This is a genomic window from Sphingomonas metalli (assembly GCF_014641735.1).
Taxonomy (GTDB): Bacteria; Pseudomonadota; Alphaproteobacteria; order Sphingomonadales; family Sphingomonadaceae; genus Sphingomonas; species Sphingomonas metalli.
This window is the reverse complement of the sequence record NZ_BMIH01000002.1, coordinates 288,172-303,022: the sequence shown is the minus strand read 5'-3', so window position 1 is coordinate 303,022 and position 14,851 is coordinate 288,172. Positions and strand designations below refer to the sequence as shown.

The following is a 14,851-nucleotide window of genomic DNA, read 5'->3' as shown; positions in this document are numbered from 1 at the left end:
AGCGCGGCCCTATAGCGGATTGCCGCAAATGCGCAAGCGATTGACGACGGACCTCCGCGGCCATCGCCCATCGGGCGGCGCGACCGCGCGGTGAAGCGGTAGCCTGCTCCACATCCGGGCGGCAAGCCGCTAGGGTCACCGGATTGTTTCAGCGGAGAGCCATCATTCCCACGCCCCGTCGCGCCGCGCTTGCCGGCCTGTTCGCCCTGCCGCTCCTCGCCGCCGCGCCGGCGCCCGATCCCGTCTCGCCCCAGCGCCTGTCGGACGACGTGAAGGTCCTCGCCTCCGACGCGTTCGGCGGGCGCGCGCCGGGGACGCCCGGCGAGGCGAAGACGATCGCGTGGCTGGTGGAGCAGTTCAAGGCGGCGGGGCTGCAGCCCGGCGGGCCGGGGGGAAGCTGGACCCAGCCGGTGCCGCTGATCCGCACCCAGCTCGGCTCCGGCACGATCGCGGCGAACGGGGCCGCATGGACGCAGGGACGCGAGGTCTATCTCTCGACCGTCCGCCCGGTCGACCGCGCGACGATCGCCAAGGCGCCGCTGGTGTTCGTCGGCTATGGCGTGTCCGCGCCCGAGCAGGGCTGGGACGATTTCAAGGGCGTCGACCTCAAGGGCAAGGTCGCCGTCTTCCTGGTCAACGATCCCGATTTCGAGGCCAAGCCCGGCGAGGATGCGGCGGGCCGGTTCGGCGACCGGCGGATGACCTACTATGGCCGCTGGACCTACAAGTTCGAGGAGGCCGGGCGGCGCGGCGCGATCGGCGCGCTCATCGTCCACGACACGCCGGGGGCGGGCTATGGCTGGGCGACGGTGACCGCGCCGGGCGGCGAAAATTATGATGTCGCGCAGCCGCGCAACCCGCGCGTGCTGCTGCAGGGCTGGATCAAGGGCGCGGCGGCGACGAAGCTGTTCGCGGCCGCGGGGCAGGACCTGGCGGCGTTACGGGCGGCCGCGCGGCGCCGGGACTTCCGACCGGTGGCCCTGAAGGGCGACGGCTTTTCCGCCGACCTGCCGGTCAGCGTCGTGCGGGCGGAGAGCCGCAACGTGCTGGCCAAGGTGCCGGGTCGCAGCCGGCCCGACGAGGTGGTGATGTATGGCGCGCACTGGGACGCCTATGGCGAGGGCGCACCGGACGCGCAGGGTCGGCGCATCCGCCCCGGAGCGAACGACGATGCGCTCGGCACTGCGGGCGTCCTCGCCATCGCCCGCGCCGCCGCCGCGCGCCGCGACTTCGCGCGGACGCAGGTCTTCGCGCTGTGGACCGGGGAGGAGCGGGGGCTGCTGGGATCGGAGACCTATGCCGCCGACCCCGTCTATCCGGCCGCCAAGACGGTCGCGAACCTGACGCTCGACATCCTCCAGACGGCGGGTCCGGCGCGCGACGTGATGCTGGTGGGCGCCGGGCAGAACGCGCTGGAGGACCGGCTGGCGACGGCGGCGAAAGCGCAGGGGCGGGTGGTGATGCCCGAGGCGCTGCCGGAGCGCGGGCTGTTCTATCGCGCGGATCACTTCTCGCTGGCGCGGCGCGGCGTGCCGACGCTGCTGCTGATGGCGATCAGCGGCGCGCCCGATCTGGTCAATGGCGGCCGGGCGGCGGGCCAGGCCTGGCTGGACGGCTATATGCGCTGCTACCACCAGACCTGCGATGCGTGGAGCGCCGACTGGAAGCTGGAGGGCGCGGCGGCGGATGTTGACCTGATCCGGCGGATCGGCTTCGACCTCGCGAACGGGCGCGACTGGCCGGAATGGCGGGCGGGATCCGAGTTCCGCGCGGTGCGGGACCAGACGGCGGGGGAGCGGCGATAGGGCCTGTTTCCTCCAGCAGACGCAAGCGTCATCCCAGCGCAGGCTGGGATCTTTCGGTCATGGCGCGGGGCAGGAGCCGCGTGAGACCCCAGCCTGCGCTGGGGTGACGGTTTTTGGCCGGCGGGATCGGACTGGAAGCGGGTGGCACGAACCGGGAGGGGGGAGCGCCCGCCTCACGCCAGTACCGCATCCCCCACGAACGGGTTCGTCTTCCGCTCGTGCGCGAAGGTGCTGGCGGGGCCGTGGCCGGGGACGAAGGTGACGTCGCCGAGCGGCCAGAGCTTGTCGCGAACCGAGCGGAGCAGCGCCTCATGATCACCGAGCGGGAAGTCGGTGCGGCCGATCGAGCCCTGGAACAGCACGTCGCCCACCTGTGCGAAGTTCGACGGCGGGTGGTGGAAGATGACGTGGCCCGGCGTGTGGCCGGGGGTGAGATAGACGTCGAGCGTCAGGTCGCCGACCGTCACCGTGTCGCCGTCGTCGAGCCAGCGGTCGGGCTCGAACACCACGCCGCGAATGCCGTAGTTGCGGCCGTCCTCGTCGAGCCGCGCCAGCCAGAACCGGTCCGCCTCGTGCGGGCCCTCGATCGGCACGCCGAGCTCGTCGGCGAGCGGCTTGGCCTCGCCGGCATGGTCGATATGGCCGTGGGTGAGCAGGATCTTCTCGACCGTGACGCCCGCCTGCGCGATCGCCTGGCGGATGCGCGGCAGGTCGCCGCCGGGATCGACCACCGCCGCCTTCATCGTCGCGGTGCACCAGATCAGCGTGCAGTTCTGCTGGAGCGGCGTGACGGGGACGATGGCGGCGCGCAGGGGCGGGTTCTGGCTCATGACGCAGCCTTGTCCGCTACGGCCGCGCCGGTCAACGTCACCAGAGGATGCCGCGCTCGGGCGTGACGGGCTGGGGCGCGGGGTCGCCGATCGACTGGAGCAGGTCGATCTCGATCGTCCGGCACATCGCGGTCAGCGGCACGTCGTGGACGGTATTGGCGAAGGGATCGACCAGATCGTCGCCGATCTGGAGGATGGCGAGGAACATCAGCCCCGCGATCGTCGAGCCGAGCGGGGTCGCATAGCCGAGCGATTCGACCAGCCCGATCGGCAGCAGGATGCAGAAGAGGTGAGTGAAGAAGGTCGGGAAGAAGCGGTACTGGTTGGGCAGCGGCGTGTTCTTGATCCGCTCCATCCCCCCCTGCGCATTGGCGATGTCGACCAGCACCGCCTCCATCTGGGTCTGCTGGATGGTGTCGATCCAGCCATTCCTCATCGCATCGGCGATGCGGCGGCCGGTGCCGTCGAGCAGCCCGTTGGCGGCGTTGGCGCGGGCGAGCGCCGGCTCCGCCTCGCCCTTGGACAGGAAGCGCAGCACCTCTGCATCGCGGTCCTGCCGGCGCAGCTGGCAGCGCAGCGCGTTCACATAGGCGACCTGGCGCAGCACGATCGAGCGGCGCAGGTCGCGCGCCTCCGGCTGGGGCATGAAGTTGCGCGCGGCGCGCGACAGGCTGCGCGAGGCGTTGATCATCGCGCCCCACAGCACGCGCCCTTCCCACCAGCGCTGATAGGCCGAATTGTCGCGAAAGCCGAGGAACAGCGCGAGCGCGGAGCCGAACAGCGTCAGCGGCAGCGAGGGCGCTTTGAACGGCAGGACGAAATAGGCGATCGTGACGATGACGTCCCAGACCGCCAGGATCAGCAGCGGTTTCCAGACCTCGCGCACGATCTGGCTCAGGCGCGGTGCGGCGTCTACGATCATTCCGGCTCCCCGATGTGGTATGGATGGGGCAACGCAGTAGGGCCGATTTGGCTGCAAGTCAGGTGGGCGCGATCCTGATGCGGATCAGCCGAAGGCGAGCTGCCACATGGTCCGGCCGGGCAGGAAGGCGAACAGGCCGGGCAGGATCAGCGCGCCGACGAACATGCCGATCAGCTGCCGGCGATGCGCCGTGATGTTGCCCGCCCGCGCCGCGGCGATCGCCCGCCACAGGGTGATGGCGATCAGCAGGACGAAGAGGTGCAGGACGCTGAACCTGCCGCCATTCAGGTTGCGGATGAACAGCGCCGATCCGGCGGTGACGAGCATCAGCGCCATCCAGATCTTGCCCAGCATCCGGTGACGCGCCCCGCCCTTGCGGGTGAGCAGGACGTAGAGGCCGAGCGGGATCGCCGGCAGCACCGCGGCGAGGTGGATCGCGACCGCCAGGGTCTTCAGCGTCGGCACTGCCGGCGCGACGCCGAAGGCATAGCGGGCAAGGGCATAGCTGCTGAGCGAGGCCACCAGCACCGCGCCGGCCGCGATCAGTGCGGTGGGCAGGAGCGACAGGGGCGAGTCGAGGCGGGGGCGGGCTTGCGGGTGGGGCAGGGTGGCCATGTTCGTCTCCGATGCTGGACGGTGCGAGGCCGGTGATGGCGGCGGCCGGCCCGCCGGCAAGCGCGACTGCGCGGGGCGGGCGCTACGGATCGCGAGCCGTGCAGCCTGCCATTTCGCGAAGCGCGAAGCGGCGGTAGGAAGCGGCCATGGACCGGACGCGCATCACCCTGATCGATCTTGCGGTCATGGTGGCGATCGGCCTGGTGCTGGCGCTGCTCGGCCCGTTCGGGACCTTTGAGGCATCCCTGGCGTGGCGCTGCGTCTACTGGCTGTCGCTGATCGTCGGCGGCTATTTCCTCTATCTGCCCGCGATGATGCTGGCGGATCGCGCCGCGCACCGGCTCGACCTGCCCGCCGGCGGACTCTGGGCGGCGTCCTGCGCCCTGGCCTCGCTGCCGATGACGATGGTGGTCTGGTCGGTCAGCGCCATGGGCCGGGCGTGGCGCTGGCCGACGGTGGACCAGTTCGTCCGGGCCTATGCGCATGTGCTGGTGATCGGCGGCATCGCCTGTCTGGTGCTGTGGTTCGTCGGGCAGCGGCGGGTGCGGGTAGAGGCGGCTGTGCCCGAGGCTCTGGCGGCAGCGCAGGCCGCGCCCGCGCCGTCAGCCGCGTTGCCGCGCTTCGTCGATCGCCTGCCGCCGCATCTCGGGCGCGACCTGCTCGCGCTGGAGATGGAGGATCATTATGTCCGCGCGCATACGGCGCTGGGCTCGACGCTGATCCTGATGCGGATGCGCGACGCGGTGGCCGAGCTGGACGGTGCCGAGGGCGCGCAGGTCCATCGCAGCTGGTGGGTGGCACGCCATGCGGTCGCGGCGACCCGGCGGGAGGGGCGGAACGTCCGGCTGGCGCTGGTGAACGGGGCGGAGGCCCCGGTGGCGCGGGACATGGCCGCGGCCTTGCGGGTGGCGGGGTGGTTCTAGGATATCGGCCGTCGGTCCACTATCGTCGCCCCAGCGAAGGCTGGGGACTCATGCGGCTCCTGCCTCGTGACGTAACCGGAAGATCCCAGCCTTCGCTGGGATGACGTCTGCCTTGGCCGGCGCATAGCGTGGACGTTCTGCCCTAACCCGCCAGCGCCCGGTCGCGCAGGCCGCGCCAGACATGGAGAGCCTGCACCGTCTCGGGGACGTCGTGGACGCGGAGGATCTGCGCGCCGAGGTCCGCGCCTTTCAGCGCGAGCGCAAGACTGCCGCCGAGCCGGGCGTCGACCGCGGCCTCGTTCGACAGCGCGCCGATCATCCGCTTGCGGCTGGCGCCGAGCATGATCGGGCAGCCGAGGCCGTGAAAGGCGGCAAGGCCGTTGATCAGGGCGAGATTGTCGGCGAGCGACTTGCCGAAGCCGATGCCGGGATCGACCATGATGCGCGCGCGGGGCACGCCGGCGGCCTCGACCGCCGCGATCCGCGCCTCCAGCCAGGCGAAGACCTCGCCGACCACGTCGCGATAGCTGACGCGGCCATGGCCGCCCTTGTGCGGGTCGGGCGAATGCATCAGCACCACCGGACATTGCCGCGCCGCGACCAGCGCCAGCGCACCCTCGTCCCACAACAATGCCGAGACGTCGTTGACGATGCGCGCGCCGGCCGAGAGCGCGGCGTCCATCACCGCCGCCTTGCGCGTGTCGATCGAGACGAGCGCGCCGGCCGCGGCGAGCCGCTCGATCACGGGGCGGGTGCGGGCGATCTCGTCGCCTTCCCAGACGGTGGTCGCGCCGGGGCGGGTCGATTCGCCGCCCAGATCGACCAAGGCCGCACCGGCCGCGAGCATCGCCATGCCGGCATCGGCAGCGGCGGCGGGATCGTCGACATGCCGGCCACCGTCGGAAAAGCTGTCGGGCGTGATGTTGAGGATGCCGGCGACCAGCGGCTGGTCGAACCGCAGCGTCCGCTCGCCCAGCACCCAGGGCGCGCGCAGCGCGGTGATGCGGGCGTGGAGCAGCGCGGCGCGCTCGCCCAGCGACGCGATGTCGGCGACCGGCACGGTGCGGCGGCCGGTATCGCCCACCACCTCATAGGCGGAAAACCACTGCATGCCGCCCGCCAGCCGCACCGCGTCTCCGTCGTCCAGGCCGACCGGCGTGTCGACGAAGCGGACGGGGCGCAGATAGTCGATCGCGGCTATGGCTGGGTCGCCAGCAAATAGGTCTGGCGGAGCGCGTCGATCGGCTTCAGTCCGCCCGCCGCCTCATAATGCCAGAAGGTCCAGCCGTTGCAGGCGGGCGCGTTCTGGAGCCCGGCACCGAGCCGGTGGATCGATCCGGTCTGCCCGCATTCGCTGACCAGCGAGCCGTCGGCGCGGATCGACACCCGCCAGCGCCGCTTGGCGTCGGTCAGGGTCGCGCCGGGGGTGAGATAGCCATTCTCGACCAGCGTGCCGAACGCGACCTTGGGCTGCTGGCGGGGGCTCTGCATCGTCGCCAGCGCCGATTCGTCGAGCGGCAGGGCGGCGTCGATCCGCTCCTGCGCCGCGCCGACATAGCCCAGCTCGCGCTCGATCCCGATCCAGTGGCGACCCAGCCGCCGGGCGACCGCGCCGGTGGTGCCGGTGCCGAAGAACGGGTCGAGCACTACGTCGCCCGGCTTGGTGCAGGCGAGAAGGATGCGGTAGAGCAGGGCCTCGGGCTTCTGGGTCGGGTGGACCTTCACCCCGTCCTTCTTGAGCCGCTCCGGGCCGCCGCAGATCGGGAACTCCCAGTCGGAGCGCATCTGCAGCTCGTCGTTGAGCGTCTTCATGCTGCGATAGTTGAAGGTGTATTTCGCCTTCTCGCCCTTCGACGCCCAGATCAGCGTCTCGTGCGCGTTGGTGAAGCGGGTGCCGCGGAAGTTCGGCATCGGATTGGCTTTGCGCCAGACGATGTCGTTGAGGATCCAGAAGCCCAGATCCTGCACCGCGGTGCCGACGCGGAAGATGTTGTGATAGCTGCCGATCACCCAGATGGTGCCGTGCGGCTTCAGGATGCGGTGCGCCTGGGCCAGCCAGGCGCGGGTGAAGGCGTCATAGGCGGCGAAGGTGTCGAACTTGTCCCAATCGTCGGTGACGGCGTCGACATGGCTGCCATCGGGGCGGAACAGCTCGCCGCCGAGCTGGAGGTTGTAGGGCGGATCGGCGAAGATCATGTCGACCGAGGCATCGGGCAGCGCGCGCATCCGGGCGATGCAGTCGCCGGTCAGGATCGTGTCGAGCGGAAGCGCGATCGACTCGTCCGTCGTGGCGCGTGTTCGCGCGAGTGTTCCGATAGCCGCCATTCCCGCCCCCTTCCAAACCGCCATAAGAATCCGCGGACCCGGAATCCGTCAAGCACGCAATGGTTAACGAGAGAGGTTGCGGAAGGGTGAACGATGCGCGCGGTGTGCGACTGGGCGCTAGCTATCGGGGACGAGCGACGGCGCGCCCACCAGATGTTGCGACTGTGGCGTGGAGGACTCGGGCGGCGCAAAACGCAGGGCGGCCGCGGCGACGGGGGCGAAGCTGCGCCGGTGAAGCGGTGTCGGCCCGTGCTCGCGCAGCGCGGCGAGGTGGTGCGGGCAGCCATAGCCCTTGTTCGAATGCCAGTTGTAGTGCGGCCAGTCCTCCGCATGGCGCAGCATGATCGTGTCGCGCGTATGCTTGGCGACGATCGAGGCGGCGGCGATCGAGCGGCTGTGCGCGTCGCCCGAGACGATCGCGGTGGCGGCATAGGACCAGCGCGGCAGGCGGTTGCCGTCGACCAGCACATGGCCCGGCGGGCAGCCCAGCCCCTCGCACAGCCGGTCGACCGCGATCGTCATCGCCTTCATCGTCGCCCAGTAAATGTTGAGCGTGTCGATCTCCTCGGGCTCGACGATGCCGATCCCGACATGGGCGCAGTCGAGCAGGCGGGCGTGGAGCCGCTGGCGCTCGGCGGCGGAGAGCTTCTTCGAATCATCGATGCCGCGCGGCACGCCGCGGGCGGGGAGGACGACGGCGGCGGCGACCACCGGACCGGCGAGCGGGCCGCGACCGGCCTCGTCCACCCCGGCGACGGGGGCGAGGTGGAGCTTTTCGAAGCGGAGGCCGGGCATCCTACTAGCCCCTCCCCTTCAGGGGAGGGGTTGGGGTGGGGCGCTCCAACGAACCTGCCGTTTGCGGAAGAGCCCTTCCCCTGAAGGGGAGGGGGGTGACGAGGGCGTGACCCATCGGGCCGTGGCCCGCACCGAAGCCCGGCGCGGCGGCGAGGGCTGCCTGGACGAAGGCGATGGCGCGGGCGCAGGCGTCTGGGAGCGAGAGGCCCTCGCCGAGACCGGTGGCGATGGCGCTGGCCAGCGTGCAGCCGGTACCGTGGGTGTGGCGGGTGTGGATGCGGGGGTGCTTCCAGACGGTGTCGCCGGTGTCGGTGACGAGCCGGTCCTCGATCGTCTCGCCCTCGCCATGGCCGCCCTTGACCAGTAGCGCCGGGCCGAGCGCGCGGACCTGCGCCTCGCCGCCCAGCGCCGCGAGCTCGGGGAGATTGGGGGTGACGACCGTCGCGAGCCGGATCAGGCGGGTGAAGGCGGCGATGGTCGCCGCGTCCGCCAGCACCGCGCCGCTGGTGGCGATCATCACGGGGTCGAAGACGATGGGGGCGCCGTGCAGTGCCACCAGCACGTCCGCGACGGCGTGGGCGGTCTTCGCCGAGCCGATCATGCCGATCTTGACCGCATCGACGCCGAGATCGTCGAGGACGCTGCGCATCTGCGCGACGACCATGTCGGTGGGGATCGGGTGGACCGCCTGAACCCCGAGCGTGTTCTGCGCGGTGATCGCGGTGACCGCTGTCATGGCGTGGCCGCCGAGCATGGTGACGGTCTTGATGTCCGCCTGAATCCCCGCCCCGCCGCCGGAGTCGGAACCGGCGACGATCAGGATGCGGGGTGGTCTGGGGGAGGGCATGGTGGCGGGTCTATAGCAGGACGTGTGTCGGGCTGAAGGGTGGCGCATTCCCCAGTTCGTCATTCCCGCGAAGGCGGGAATCCAGAGACGCTGGCGTTGCGGCCCTTGCGAGGACCTGCGCGTCTGGATTCCCGCCTTCGCGGGAATGACGAAGGGGGGCTAGCCGCAGAATCGCCGTTCCGTGGCCGCCGGATACTTCTTCAGCGTCGCCCCCACCCGGGCCGGGCGGTCGAGGAGTTCGCCGCCGCAGCCGGGGCAGCGTTCGTCGAGGGCGTCGGCGCAGTCGGCGCAGAAGGTGCATTCGAGCGAGCAGATGAAGGCGCCGCCCTCGTCCGCGGGCAGGTCGGCGCCGCAGCGTTCGCAATCGGGGCGCATCTCCAGCATCAGGCGGCGGCCTGCACGGCGGCGCAGATGCGCGACACGACCTGTTCGACCTCGCCGGCATCCTCGCCCTCCGCCATTACGCGGATCACGGGTTCGGTGCCCGAGGGGCGGATGAGGACGCGGCCGCGGCCGGCGAGCTGCGCCTCGGCGGCGGCGATCGTGTCCTTGACCGCGCCGGCCTCCAGCGGCTTGCTGCCCGCGGCGAAGCGGACGTTGCGTAGCAGCTGGGGCAGGGGATCGAAGCGGTGGAGCACCTCGCTGGCGGGCGCGCCGGCGCGCTTCACCTCGGCGAGGATCTGGAGCGCGGCGACCAGGCCGTCACCGGTGGTGGCATAGTCGGACAGGATGATATGCCCCGACTGCTCGCCGCCGACATTGTAGCCGCGGGTGCGCATCGCCTCTAGCACGTGACGGTCGCCGACCTTGGTGCGGATCAGGCCGAGACCCTGCGCCGAGAGATGGCGTTCGAGGCCGAGGTTGGACATGACGGTCGCGACCAGTCCGCCGCCCGCCAGCTTGCCGCGGCGCGCCCAGGCGGCGGCGATCGTCGCCATCAGCTGGTCGCCGTCGATCACCCGGCCCTGTTCGTCGACCACGATCAGCCGATCGGCATCGCCGTCGAGCGCGATGCCGATATCGGCGCCCGAAGCGACCACCGTCTCGCCGAGCGCCTGCGGCGCGGTGGAGCCGACGCCGTCGTTGATGTTGAGCCCGTCGGGCTTGACCCCGATCGCGATCAGGTCCGCGCCCAGCTCCCACAAGGCGTCGGGCGCGACCTTGTAGGCGGCGCCGTGCGCGCAATCGACCACCACGCGCAGCCCGTCGAGCCGGAGGTCGGACGGGAAGGTCGACTTGGCGAAATGGATATAGCGGCCGGCGGCGTCGTCGATCCGCTTGGCGCGGCCGATCTGGGCAGAGGGAACGAGCGGCACTTCGCCGTCGATCAGCGCCTCGATCGCCTCCTCGTCCTCGTCGGAGAGCTTGTAGCCGTCCGGCCCGAACAGCTTGATGCCGTTATCGGCAAAGGGATTGTGGCTGGCCGAGATCATCACGCCGATATCGGCGCGCATCGACTGGGTCAGCATCGCGATGGCGGGGGTGGGAAGGGGGCCGGTCATCACCACGTCCATGCCGACCGAGGTGAAGCCGGCGACCAGCGCGGATTCAAGCATATAGCCCGACAGGCGCGTGTCCTTGCCGATCACCACGCGATGCTTGTGGTTGCCGCGCAGGAAATAGGCGCCGGCCGCCATGCCGACCCGCATCGCCATCTCCGCCGTCATCGCACCGGCGTTGGTGGCGCCGCGGATTCCGTCCGTTCCGAAATATTTCCTTGCCATTCAACGGCCATCCCGTGCGCTATGCCAATCTGCGGCCCGCCATAGCGGCTCGCCCTGCCGTCAGGAAGGACCCGCCCCGCTCATGTCGCCATCGACCCGCATCCTCCTGTCGCTCGTCGCCGGCCTAGTCGGCGGGGTCGCGCTCGCCGCGGCCGCCCCGGATGCGACCGGCCCCGCCATCGCGTTCGCCCAGCCGATCGGGACCGCCTGGCTCCACGCGCTGCAGATGACGGTGGTGCCGCTGGTCGTGTCGCTGCTGGTCACCGGCGTCGCCGCAACGGCGGAGGCGGCCCAGGCGGGGCGCCTGGCGGCGCGCGCGATCGCGGCCTTCGTGCTGCTGCTGATGGCCTCGGCGATCGTCGCGGCGGTGCTGATGCCCTGGCTGCTCGATCTCTTCCCCTTGCCCGCCGAGGCCGCGGCGCGCCTCCGTGCGGCGCTGGTCGGGTTGAGCGAGCCGGCGGTCGTGCCGACGATCGGCGATCTGGTCGAGGGCGTGGTGCCGACCAACGCGCTGGCGGCCGCGGTCAACGACGCCTTCCTGCCGCTGATCCTGTTCACCCTCGTCTTCGCCTTCGCCATCACGCGGCTGGAGGCGGCGCTGCGCGCGCCGCTGATCGCGCTGTTCACGGCGCTCCGCGAGGCGATGCTGGTGGTGATCGGCTGGGTGCTGTGGCTGGCGCCGGTGGGGGTGCTGGCGCTGGCGCTGGTCGTGGGCGCGCGCGCGGGCACCGCCGCGTTCGGCGCGCTGCTCCATTATCTCAGCCTGATCTGCGCGGTCGGGATTGCCGTGGCGGTGGCCGGGCCGTTGCTGGCGCTGATCGGCAGCCGGCTGAACCTCGCGCGCTTCGCCCATGCCGCGCTGCCGGCGCAGGCGGTGGCGTTCAGCACCCAGTCGTCGCTCGCCAGCCTGCCCGCGATGCTGCGCGGGGCCGGCGCGATCGGTGTGGCCGAGGCGCAGGCGGGCATCATCCTGCCGCTCGCGGTCGCGGTGTTCCGCTGGACCGGGCCGGCGATGAACCTGGGCGTCGCCATCTATGTCGCGCGCTGGTTCGGGGTGGTGCCGAGCTTCGGCACGATGGTGGCGGCGGTCACGGTGGCGGGGCTGACCTCGCTCGGCACGGTCAGCCTGCCGGGGCAGATCAGCTTCGTCAGCGCGATCACGCCGATCGCCGCGGTGCTCGGCGCGCCGCTGTTGCCGCTGGGCCTGCTGGTGGCGGTGGAGACGATCCCGGACATTATCCGCACCGTCGGCAACGTCACCATGGACCTGGCGGTGGCGCGGCGGCTGGCGAGCGAGCCGGCGAGAGAGGGCTGAGGAGGCGGGAACGCTGCCGGCGTGGCGCGTGGGGCGATGCCCCTCCACCACCCGGCATTGCCGGGCGGTCCCCCTCCCCACGCCGTGGGGAGGAGCTTAGAGGCCGGGCTTCTGCTCGTCGCGGGTCTGGATGCCGGTCGCGATCGGTTCGGCGAGCGTGTCCTGCCCGGCAAGCGCGTGGTCCGGCTGGCCGAGCGTGTCGAGGTGCATCAGCCGGGTGACGAAGGGCGCGACGATCAGGACGACGACGCCGATCCCCATCGCGAACCAGCCGATCCGGCCATAGACTTCGAGCACCTGCGCCGGTCCCGCGCCCTCTCCGCCGGTCGCCTGGGCGATGATGCCGGCGAGGAAATTGCCGCCGGCCGTCGCGAGGAACCAGGTGCCCATCATCAGCCCGGTCATGTTCGCGACCGACAGACGCGTCATCGACGACAGGCCGATCGGCGAGAAGCAGAGCTCGCCGGCCGAATGGAGCAGGTAGAGGAGGATGATGACGATCGCCGGGGTCAGGCCCTGTGCGGGCGCGCCCAGGATCAGCGCGAAGAAGCCCGCGCCGACCAGCACGAGGCCGATGCCGAACTTGACCGGCGCGCTTGGCTCCCAGCCGCGCTTCGCCAGCGTCACCCACAGCCAGCCGAAGACCGGCGCGAGGGTGATGATGAAGAAGGGGTTGACCGACTGGAAGACGGAGGCGGGGACCGCCCAGCCGAGCAGGGTGCGATCCACCTGCTGGTCGGTATAGACGGTCAGCGACGAGCCGGTCTGCTCGAACAACGCCCAGAAGAGCGGCGACAGCGCGGCGAGAAACAGGGCGGCGAACACCCGGTCGCGCTCCTCGCGCGGCAGGCGGGCGACCGCGGTGTAGAGAATGTAGCCGACGGTCACGACCGCCGCGACCGCGAGCAGCGCCGCCACGAGCCCCTGCGCGTCGACCAGCTGCCAGGCGCCGAAGATCGCCACGATCGCGCCCAGATAGATCAGCCATTCGATCGACAGGCCGGCCACCGGCCGCGAGGCGAGCGCCTGCGCCGAGGGGGGCTCGCCGGCGCCGTGCAGTTCGCGGGTGAAGAGGACATAGACGATCAGGCCCAGCGCCATGCCGATCCCGGCCGCGCCGAAGCCCCAGCCCCAGCCGACCGTCTCGCCCAAGATGCCGATCACGATCGGACCGACAAAGGCGCCCGTGTTGATGCCCATGTAGAAGATCGAGAAGGCGCCGTCGCGGCGGATGTCGTCGCGGCGGTAGAGCTTGCCGACCAGCACCGAGATGTTGCCCTTCAGGAAGCCGGTGCCGACGATGATGAGCGCGAGCCCGAAATAGAAGCCGCTCAGCGTCGCGCCCTGCACGCCCTGCGGCCCTTCGACGAGCGCGAGCACGAGATGGCCGAGCGTGATGAAGATGCCGCCGGCCAGTACCGCCTTGCGCGCGCCCAGATAGCGGTCCGCCAGATAGCCGCCGATGATCGGCGTGATGTACACGAGCGACGTATAGGCGCCGTAGATCGCATAGGCGGGCTGTTCGGCGAGCAGGAAGTGCTTGGTCAGGTAGAGCACCAGGATGGCGCGCATGCCGTAGTAGGAGAAGCGCTCCCACATCTCGACGAAGAACAGCATGAAGAGGCCGCGCGGGTGCCCCAAAAGGTTTTTCGCATGGGGCGGGACCCCGCCACCCTGCATCACGGTCGCCATACGCTCGCTTACTCTGCCATTTGGATAGGCGCGCGAACGTAGCGCGATCGGGGCGGGTGTAAATACGCCCCGCCCGCGGCTATGGCGCGGCCATGTTCAACGACCTGTCCAGCCCCGCCGCCTTTCTCGAATCCCGCCGCTCGGGCAAGCCGCGCGATCTGGTCGCGCCGGGCCCCGATGCCGCGACGCTCGACCGGATGCTGGCGATCGCGGCGCGCACGCCCGATCACGGCAAGCTTTCCCCCTGGCGGTTCGTGATCGTCGACGATCGCGACCGGCTGTCGCGGGTGATCACCGACGCCTACCGTGCCGAGCGGCCGGCCGCCTCGGCGACCGAGCTGGCGTCGCTCGACCAGTTCGCCCGCCAGGCACCGACGCTGGTCGTCGTCCTGTCGAGCCCGAACATCGGCAGCCATATTCCCGTCTGGGAACAGGAGCTTTCGGCGGGGGCGGCGTGCATGAACCTGCTCCATGCCGCGGGCGCGCTCGGCTTCGCCGGCGGCTGGCTGACCGGCTGGCCGACCTTCAGCGACACGGTGCGCGACGCGCTCGGCAAGCCGCACGAGCGGATCGTCGGCTTCGTCTTCATCGGCACGCCCGGTCGCGCGCTGGAGGAGCGGCCGCGGCCCGACATGGCTAAAATCGTTTGCCGATGGTGAGTCGACTTTCGTGCGCTGTTGCTGTATTAGATCAGCATGACAGCCATGAACAACGAGGACAGCCCGGTCTATCTGCGGCTGCGCCGGGCGATCACCGCGGGTATCCTGCGCGGCGACTATCGGGCGGGCGACCAGCTGCCCTCGGTCCGGGCCTTCGCGGCGGAACATGGCGCCAACCCGCTGACCGTCGCGAAAGCCTATCAGGGTTTCCAGGACGACGGCTATGTCGAGGTGCGACGCGGGATCGGCATGTTCGTGCTGCCCGGCGCCGCCGACCGGCTGCGCACCGCCGAGCGCGACAATTTCCGGAAGGTCCACTGGCCACGCATCGTCGAGGCGGTCGAACTGCTCGACCTCAGCTGGGACGAGTTGCTCGAACGCGTCTGACCGGCGGGCGCC

General features: G+C 70.7%; 15 protein-coding genes. 5 read left to right on the top strand and 10 right to left on the bottom strand.

From position 1 onward, the window contains the following. Positions 1 to 143: 143 nt before the first annotated feature. Positions 144 to 1,805, top strand: a complete 1,662-nt coding sequence (locus IEX18_RS07660) for a M28 family peptidase (protein WP_373284529.1) — start codon at positions 144 to 146, stop codon at positions 1,803 to 1,805. Between the two features lie 173 nt (positions 1,806 to 1,978). Here the strand turns inward: IEX18_RS07660 and IEX18_RS07655 are convergent, their stop codons facing one another. The 3 genes from IEX18_RS07655 to IEX18_RS07645 all read right to left on the bottom strand — a co-directional run bounded on the left by IEX18_RS07655 (position 1,979) and on the right by IEX18_RS07645 (position 4,172). Then, complete coding sequence (locus IEX18_RS07655; protein WP_229664431.1) at positions 1,979 to 2,635, bottom strand: MBL fold metallo-hydrolase; 657 nt, start codon at positions 2,633 to 2,635, stop codon at positions 1,979 to 1,981. Positions 2,636 to 2,672: 37 nt separating this feature from the next. After that, positions 2,673 to 3,557: a bestrophin family protein gene (locus tag IEX18_RS07650; RefSeq protein WP_188658144.1), complete on the bottom strand. Its 885-nt coding sequence runs from the start codon at positions 3,555 to 3,557 to the stop codon at positions 2,673 to 2,675. A gap of 84 nt (positions 3,558 to 3,641) precedes the next feature. Then, positions 3,642 to 4,172 (bottom strand): DUF2306 domain-containing protein, encoded by a 531-nt coding sequence (locus IEX18_RS07645; protein WP_188658143.1) that lies wholly within the window; start codon positions 4,170 to 4,172, stop codon positions 3,642 to 3,644. A 146-nt stretch (positions 4,173 to 4,318) separates the two neighbouring features. Here IEX18_RS07645 and IEX18_RS07640 point away from each other — a divergent pair, with 146 nt between their 5' ends. Further along, the gene (locus tag IEX18_RS07640) at positions 4,319 to 5,095 is read left to right on the top strand and encodes a LytTR family DNA-binding domain-containing protein (RefSeq protein ID WP_188658142.1); all 777 of its coding nucleotides are present in this window, start codon (positions 4,319 to 4,321) and stop codon (positions 5,093 to 5,095) included. Between the two features lie 142 nt (positions 5,096 to 5,237). Here IEX18_RS07640 and folP read toward each other — a convergent pair whose 3' ends face one another. The 6 genes from folP to glmM all read right to left on the bottom strand — a co-directional run bounded on the left by folP (position 5,238) and on the right by glmM (position 10,786). Next, positions 5,238 to 6,206 (bottom strand): dihydropteroate synthase, encoded by a 969-nt coding sequence (gene folP, locus IEX18_RS07635; RefSeq protein ID WP_188658141.1) that lies wholly within the window; start codon positions 6,204 to 6,206, stop codon positions 5,238 to 5,240. Positions 6,207 to 6,292: 86 nt separating this feature from the next. Beyond that, positions 6,293 to 7,420, bottom strand: coding sequence for a site-specific DNA-methyltransferase (locus IEX18_RS07630; protein WP_188658140.1), 1,128 nt, complete (start codon positions 7,418 to 7,420; stop codon positions 6,293 to 6,295). A gap of 117 nt (positions 7,421 to 7,537) precedes the next feature. Continuing rightward, complete coding sequence (gene rnhB, locus IEX18_RS07625) at positions 7,538 to 8,215, bottom strand: ribonuclease HII (protein WP_188658139.1); 678 nt, start codon at positions 8,213 to 8,215, stop codon at positions 7,538 to 7,540. A gap of 4 nt (positions 8,216 to 8,219) precedes the next feature. Then, positions 8,220 to 9,062: a bifunctional hydroxymethylpyrimidine kinase/phosphomethylpyrimidine kinase gene (gene thiD, locus IEX18_RS07620; protein ID WP_188658138.1), complete on the bottom strand. Its 843-nt coding sequence runs from the start codon at positions 9,060 to 9,062 to the stop codon at positions 8,220 to 8,222. A gap of 159 nt (positions 9,063 to 9,221) precedes the next feature. Further along, the gene (locus tag IEX18_RS07615) at positions 9,222 to 9,446 is read right to left on the bottom strand and encodes a DUF1272 domain-containing protein (protein WP_188658137.1); all 225 of its coding nucleotides are present in this window, start codon (positions 9,444 to 9,446) and stop codon (positions 9,222 to 9,224) included. Next, positions 9,446 to 10,786, bottom strand: a complete 1,341-nt coding sequence (gene glmM, locus IEX18_RS07610) for a phosphoglucosamine mutase (protein ID WP_188658136.1) — start codon at positions 10,784 to 10,786, stop codon at positions 9,446 to 9,448. Before glmM ends, IEX18_RS07615 begins: the two co-directional genes overlap by 1 nt. An 82-nt stretch (positions 10,787 to 10,868) precedes the next feature. On the opposite strand from glmM, the gene IEX18_RS07605 reads away from it, so the two are divergent. Then, positions 10,869 to 12,101 (top strand): dicarboxylate/amino acid:cation symporter, encoded by a 1,233-nt coding sequence (locus tag IEX18_RS07605; protein WP_188658135.1) that lies wholly within the window; start codon positions 10,869 to 10,871, stop codon positions 12,099 to 12,101. A gap of 96 nt (positions 12,102 to 12,197) precedes the next feature. On the opposite strand, the gene IEX18_RS07600 is transcribed toward IEX18_RS07605, so the two are convergent. Further along, positions 12,198 to 13,793 (bottom strand): peptide MFS transporter, encoded by a 1,596-nt coding sequence (locus IEX18_RS07600; protein WP_188658134.1) that lies wholly within the window; start codon positions 13,791 to 13,793, stop codon positions 12,198 to 12,200. Between the two features lie 92 nt (positions 13,794 to 13,885). On the opposite strand from IEX18_RS07600, the gene IEX18_RS07595 reads away from it, so the two are divergent. Both IEX18_RS07595 and IEX18_RS07590 read left to right on the top strand, forming a co-directional pair. After that, positions 13,886 to 14,452, top strand: coding sequence for a nitroreductase family protein (locus IEX18_RS07595; RefSeq protein WP_188658133.1), 567 nt, complete (start codon positions 13,886 to 13,888; stop codon positions 14,450 to 14,452). Positions 14,453 to 14,488: 36 nt separating this feature from the next. After that, the gene (locus IEX18_RS07590; RefSeq protein WP_188658132.1) at positions 14,489 to 14,839 is read left to right on the top strand and encodes a GntR family transcriptional regulator; all 351 of its coding nucleotides are present in this window, start codon (positions 14,489 to 14,491) and stop codon (positions 14,837 to 14,839) included. Positions 14,840 to 14,851 lie beyond the last annotated feature (12 nt).

What these genes read in the sequence shown, in the direction of transcription:
- IEX18_RS07640 (WP_188658142.1), top strand. Translation starts at nt 4,319, where the DNA reads ATGGACCGGACGCGCATCACCCTGATCGATCTTGCGGTCATGGTGGCG.
- folP (WP_188658141.1), bottom strand. Translation starts at nt 6,206, where the DNA reads ATGCAGTGGTTTTCCGCCTATGAGGTGGTGGGCGATACCGGCCGCCGC.
- thiD (WP_188658138.1), bottom strand. Translation starts at nt 9,062, where the DNA reads ATGCCCTCCCCCAGACCACCCCGCATCCTGATCGTCGCCGGTTCCGAC.
- IEX18_RS07655 (WP_229664431.1), bottom strand. Translation starts at nt 2,635, where the DNA reads ATGAGCCAGAACCCGCCCCTGCGCGCCGCCATCGTCCCCGTCACGCCG.
- rnhB (WP_188658139.1), bottom strand. Translation starts at nt 8,215, where the DNA reads ATGCCCGGCCTCCGCTTCGAAAAGCTCCACCTCGCCCCCGTCGCCGGG.
- IEX18_RS07590 (WP_188658132.1), top strand. Translation starts at nt 14,489, where the DNA reads ATGACAGCCATGAACAACGAGGACAGCCCGGTCTATCTGCGGCTGCGC.
- glmM (WP_188658136.1), bottom strand. Translation starts at nt 10,786, where the DNA reads ATGGCAAGGAAATATTTCGGAACGGACGGAATCCGCGGCGCCACCAAC.
- IEX18_RS07630 (WP_188658140.1), bottom strand. Translation starts at nt 7,420, where the DNA reads ATGGCGGCTATCGGAACACTCGCGCGAACACGCGCCACGACGGACGAG.
- IEX18_RS07615 (WP_188658137.1), bottom strand. Translation starts at nt 9,446, where the DNA reads ATGCTGGAGATGCGCCCCGATTGCGAACGCTGCGGCGCCGACCTGCCC.
- IEX18_RS07605 (WP_188658135.1), top strand. Translation starts at nt 10,869, where the DNA reads ATGTCGCCATCGACCCGCATCCTCCTGTCGCTCGTCGCCGGCCTAGTC.
- IEX18_RS07595 (WP_188658133.1), top strand. Translation starts at nt 13,886, where the DNA reads ATGTTCAACGACCTGTCCAGCCCCGCCGCCTTTCTCGAATCCCGCCGC.
- IEX18_RS07645 (WP_188658143.1), bottom strand. Translation starts at nt 4,172, where the DNA reads ATGGCCACCCTGCCCCACCCGCAAGCCCGCCCCCGCCTCGACTCGCCC.
- IEX18_RS07600 (WP_188658134.1), bottom strand. Translation starts at nt 13,793, where the DNA reads ATGGCGACCGTGATGCAGGGTGGCGGGGTCCCGCCCCATGCGAAAAAC.
- IEX18_RS07650 (WP_188658144.1), bottom strand. Translation starts at nt 3,557, where the DNA reads ATGATCGTAGACGCCGCACCGCGCCTGAGCCAGATCGTGCGCGAGGTC.